Genomic DNA, 3,996 nt, shown 5'->3' with positions numbered 1-3,996 from the left:
CAACCAACCGAACAATTCAGCAGGTAAGGGTGGGCTTGGAACAACCTTCCCTTGGGGGTGGTAGTAGCTGAATTGCCGCCACAGCGATTGCATCACCGTATCCAGTTCATCTTCCGGTGCATTGCCCCCCGGCAACGACACAGGCGCTTGTGTCGCCGCCATCAATGCGTCATCCAGTGCTGCTTCAAATGAAGTGCTCATGGCCGGACTCCGGCGCAGTGGGCGGTCATTGGTGCAATCAGGGTGCCATCGGCAAATTCCCAGGTGCCTTCCCCGACATAGCAGGCGGCATCGAGGTCATTCCTATCGAATGTGTCCTCATATTGAATCTGGTCAACAGTGGTGAGGCGGTAATAGAGTACATTGTCATCGTCATTGTCCAACCCATGCCCCCATTGTGAAACGACCCTGCCGTTGACCGACAGCAAGGAGTCTTTTTTTAAGCTGTCCTCCAAAGAGCAGCGGGGCAGGCAGGTGATCGACCAACCCGCATTGACCATTTTATCGTTCAGCCACTCGTAAAGAAAATCAATGGCCCGTTGCAGCAAAGGCGTACCCCAACCCGTCGCGCTCTCCAGGCTGATTAAATCGGGCCAATCATCCGCTTGCGCCACGAATTGCGCCCATACATCGGGCAGATCAGCATAGCGAGGCATGACCATTGTGCGCCAACAATGATAGAGAGCGGATTCCCACGATGACTGACTGGTTAGTTCACTGGCGGGCAAGCCGTCCGCGAACGCATTGCGCTCGTATTCCCAACTTTGCAGCACGAAAATATCCATGATGTTCTCCTAGCCTTTGGTTTTCACGACAGGTGGCACAAATTCATATTGGAGTGTTTCGCCCGAAGCAACAGGTTCGCCTACGGTTGCAGAGGCCAGATGCGGATAGGAAACGGCATAGAGTTTCCGTACCTCATCCGGTGAAAGCTGCGGATCGGGGTCGGGCAGTTGAACAGAGCCGGTTTTGAACGTCCGAATCATGGGTTTGGCGGTTGCAGTCGTCATAGGGGTATCCTCCTTCAAAAGTCGAGCAAGCTGTTAGCAGCGCCGTTGTCCTCGGTTTTAGCCGAAGCAGTGGCAGCAGGCGTGGCGGGCTTTTCAGCGGGCTTTGCCTTGGTCTTGGGTTTGTCCGTTTTCTTCTTGCTGGCGGCGTTCTTGGCCTTGGCCGTGGCATCACTGAGATTGGCCAGCAATTCCTGATAGGCGTCCAGTGCCGGTTTACGCGCCTTGCCGTAGGCGGTGAGGCGTTCGCACAGGTCGTCGTTGATTTGCGCCAGGGTCAACTTATTGAAAACCAGCGGCAGGGCGAGGGCGGCGCGGATTTCCTCGGTGTCGGTGTTGCCCCCTTTGACCTCGGCCAGTTTGGGGATGAAGGCCATGTTCAGGGTATCGCCCTCACGGGTGATATTGAATTGCAGGCTTTCGCCGTCGGTCAGGGCGTCTTTGAGGCTTGTCAGAAAGTCGATAAGTTCCATAGGTGTCTCCGTTGTTGATGTTCAGTACCAGTTTAATGAGAAAGGGGAAAACGCAACCCCTTGCGGGGTTGCAATAGCCACATCAGGCGCAGAGCAATTTGGGTACGAACCCCTTCCAGTCGAACCCGGCATCCAACACTGCTTGAATCAGGTCGGCCTTTTTCTTGCCTTTGATGAATTTGGCGATGCTGTCCTTGCCGTTTTCCTTGTCGTACCACTGGTCGAAACCCGATTCGCCCAAGACCGCCTTGATGCCGCCAATGGTCAGCATCGCCAGATAGTCCTTGTTCATGGAGAAATACTTCGGCAGGGAGCCGTCATGGTGACGAAGGGTTTGTTTTGCCAGCCCGAGGTAATCACTTTCGCCATAGGCACTGTGATTCTTGGAAACCAGCAACGCGGCGGCGCGGGTTTGCAGTTCATCCAGAAACATATCGTCCTGTGCCAACAAAACCGCCATCAGTTTGGCACGGTCAGATACCCGCGACTTGAGCTTGAGTTCGTCGTATTCAGGGTCGAGATCCGGCATCCCGGCTTCCTTGATGAGCGCCAGCAGCCCCAGCACTTTGACAAGGTGCGGGTCGCTCGGCACTTCCCCGGCGGCGGCGCGGTGATGCAGCGAAGTGGCATACGCCGTCAGTTTGCCGGACACGGCGGGCGCGGACGCTTTCTTCTTTCGGGTGGTCGCTTTTGGCGCCTTGCCCCCCGCTTCCTTGGCCGTTCGTGGCTTTTCTTCCGTCAGAGACGCCTGGTGGGCATTGACCTTCTCCTGATTACAGGCAGGGTCGAAACACACGCCGGTTTCCAGTTTCCCTTCACGCCCTTTTTCAGTGAGCATCAGCGCCCCGTACCGGGCGCAGGACTGACAGGTGGCGTATTGCTCCCGCCCTACGCCCTTGAGGCCGTCACGCACCAGATAAACGCGCTGGTCGGCAGGTTTTTCGGTCTCGAGATAGACAACGCCGTATTCATCGGCGGCTTCGGCCTTTTTGGCCTCAATCCACTGTGCGGTTTTTTCGTTGAAGCAGGACTGGTTCAGGCAGCGCCCATCCCCGATGGATTCGCCAAACAGGTCATTGCCCTGGGCGCTGTTGTGCTGGCACTTGGCGCAATCGGCGGTATCGAACGCCGCGCTGTCGATGCGGTAGGCGTAACGCCCCAGATGCTCCTTGAGCTGGGCGACGGTCACACCCTTATCAATCAGTGAGGGCAGGGTTTGCGCTTGCAACTCCTTGGGCAGCCCAGCCAGCAGTTCGGCGTGGCCGATCGAAATCTTACGTTCTGCGACAGCAGACAATACGCTTTTGTCGCAGTGCAGCAGGAGCAGGCGGGCATTGAGTTTCTTGCGGCTCCACCCGAGCAGGCGGCAGGCTTCCTCGCGGTCGCCGTCACTAAGGCCCACGGCGCGGTGGGCAATAACGGCCTGTTCAGCGGCGGATACGTCCTCGCGCTGAGCGTTCTCGGATACCGAAATAGCATAGGCTTCGGCCTCGCTCACCAACCGGACGATACAGGGCACATTGGTCAGCCCGGCGATTTGTGCGGCCCGGTACCGGCGCTCCCCGGCAATGATATAGAACACGGTCTTGTCTTCGTTGGGACGGATGACCAGGGGCTGCGCGATGCGATTGCGGCGAATGTCCTCCGCCAGGTCGTTCAGCGCGGCCTCATCGAAGTAACGCCGGTGGTTGAAGCCTTCCTTGACCTGGAGCAGCGCCACCGGCACATGCAAAAACTGTTCGTTTTGCAGGTTGGCCATGACAGCGGCAAGATCGAAGGGGGCGGGTAAGGTTTCAGCGGTATTCATGTGGATTCTCCGAAGTGTTGTTGAGTACACCTCCTATCATCCACATTATTTCAATAATGCAAGCCTGACGGATCAGGAAAACAGGAAGTGTGACCGGGGAATAAAGTCTTTAACTCCTATTTTTACAACGATTTGGTGGTTTTAGGGGCTAGTTGAGAAACAATGGAAAGAAATAGGGCGCGTTAGTTTAAACGGCTGGGGCACCAATAGGTTGTCAAAGGCCGAGTCGATTTTGGGGACTGGGATGTCCCAAAATCTATCACGAGGCCGAAGACACACTTGCAGTTATACCCAGTTAAAGCTGGCCAGTACGGCAAACGAACATCAGAGTGCCGATGAGGCGTTGGATCTGCGGCAACGTTCCGAGCGTACTTTCGTAACAGAAGAAGAGGAAAGCGAGCATTATATGGGTGCCCATTGGGATATGTTTTTCAATGAGCCAAAGGAAGCCTTCAAGCAGTTACCAGAAATCGTTCCTCAGGCTGATGGCGGTATGAGGCATTTTCGTATCATAACGAATCAGCGGTGTTGCTAATTGGGCGACCTCGACGTGCAGTGTGACAAGAGTCAGGTTTCATGACTTTCGATTTCTCAAATATTAAGGCCTTAGCGTCGGAGTAAGCTACCAGAGCTTGCTTTCAGTTTTTAGGGTTTGCCTAAACTTCTTAAGTTTTTTCGCAATATTATTGGCGTTATCCGGCAGTCTTCT

The 3,996-nt window shown here is 55.3% G+C and carries 6 protein-coding genes; all 6 read right to left on the bottom strand.

Annotation, left to right across the window (positions count from 1 at the left end; all coding sequences use genetic code 11):
* A partial coding sequence (locus ACOCD2_RS13800; RefSeq protein ID WP_293688302.1) for a hypothetical protein occupies positions 1 to 201 on the bottom strand: 201 nt, incomplete at its 3' end.
* Entirely contained in the window at positions 198 to 785 is a 588-nt protein-coding gene (locus ACOCD2_RS13795; RefSeq protein WP_294052603.1) for a hypothetical protein, read from the bottom strand. The genes ACOCD2_RS13800 and ACOCD2_RS13795, both read right to left, overlap by 4 nt.
* Before the next feature lie 9 nt (positions 786 to 794).
* Positions 795 to 1,010, bottom strand: coding sequence for a PRTRC system protein C (locus ACOCD2_RS13790; RefSeq protein ID WP_293689182.1), 216 nt, complete (start codon positions 1,008 to 1,010; stop codon positions 795 to 797).
* A gap of 14 nt (positions 1,011 to 1,024) precedes the next feature.
* Entirely contained in the window at positions 1,025 to 1,480 is a 456-nt protein-coding gene (locus ACOCD2_RS13785; protein WP_293689180.1) for a PRTRC system protein E, read from the bottom strand.
* A gap of 82 nt (positions 1,481 to 1,562) precedes the next feature.
* Positions 1,563 to 3,287 carry a PRTRC system ParB family protein gene (locus tag ACOCD2_RS13780; RefSeq protein WP_419588463.1) on the bottom strand — a complete coding sequence of 575 codons (1,725 nt, stop codon included), beginning with the start codon at positions 3,285 to 3,287 and terminating at the stop codon, positions 1,563 to 1,565.
* 182 nt (positions 3,288 to 3,469) lie between these two features.
* Complete coding sequence (locus ACOCD2_RS13775) at positions 3,470 to 3,604, bottom strand: hypothetical protein (RefSeq protein ID WP_419588462.1); 135 nt, start codon at positions 3,602 to 3,604, stop codon at positions 3,470 to 3,472.
* Positions 3,605 to 3,996: the final 392 nt, after the last annotated feature.

This window comes from Thiolapillus sp. (assembly GCF_048562965.1).
Lineage (GTDB): Bacteria > Pseudomonadota > Gammaproteobacteria > Chromatiales > Chromatiaceae > Thiolapillus > Thiolapillus brandeum_A.
Note: the sequence above shows the minus strand (reverse complement) of the source record. Positions and strands in the feature narration are given on the sequence as shown.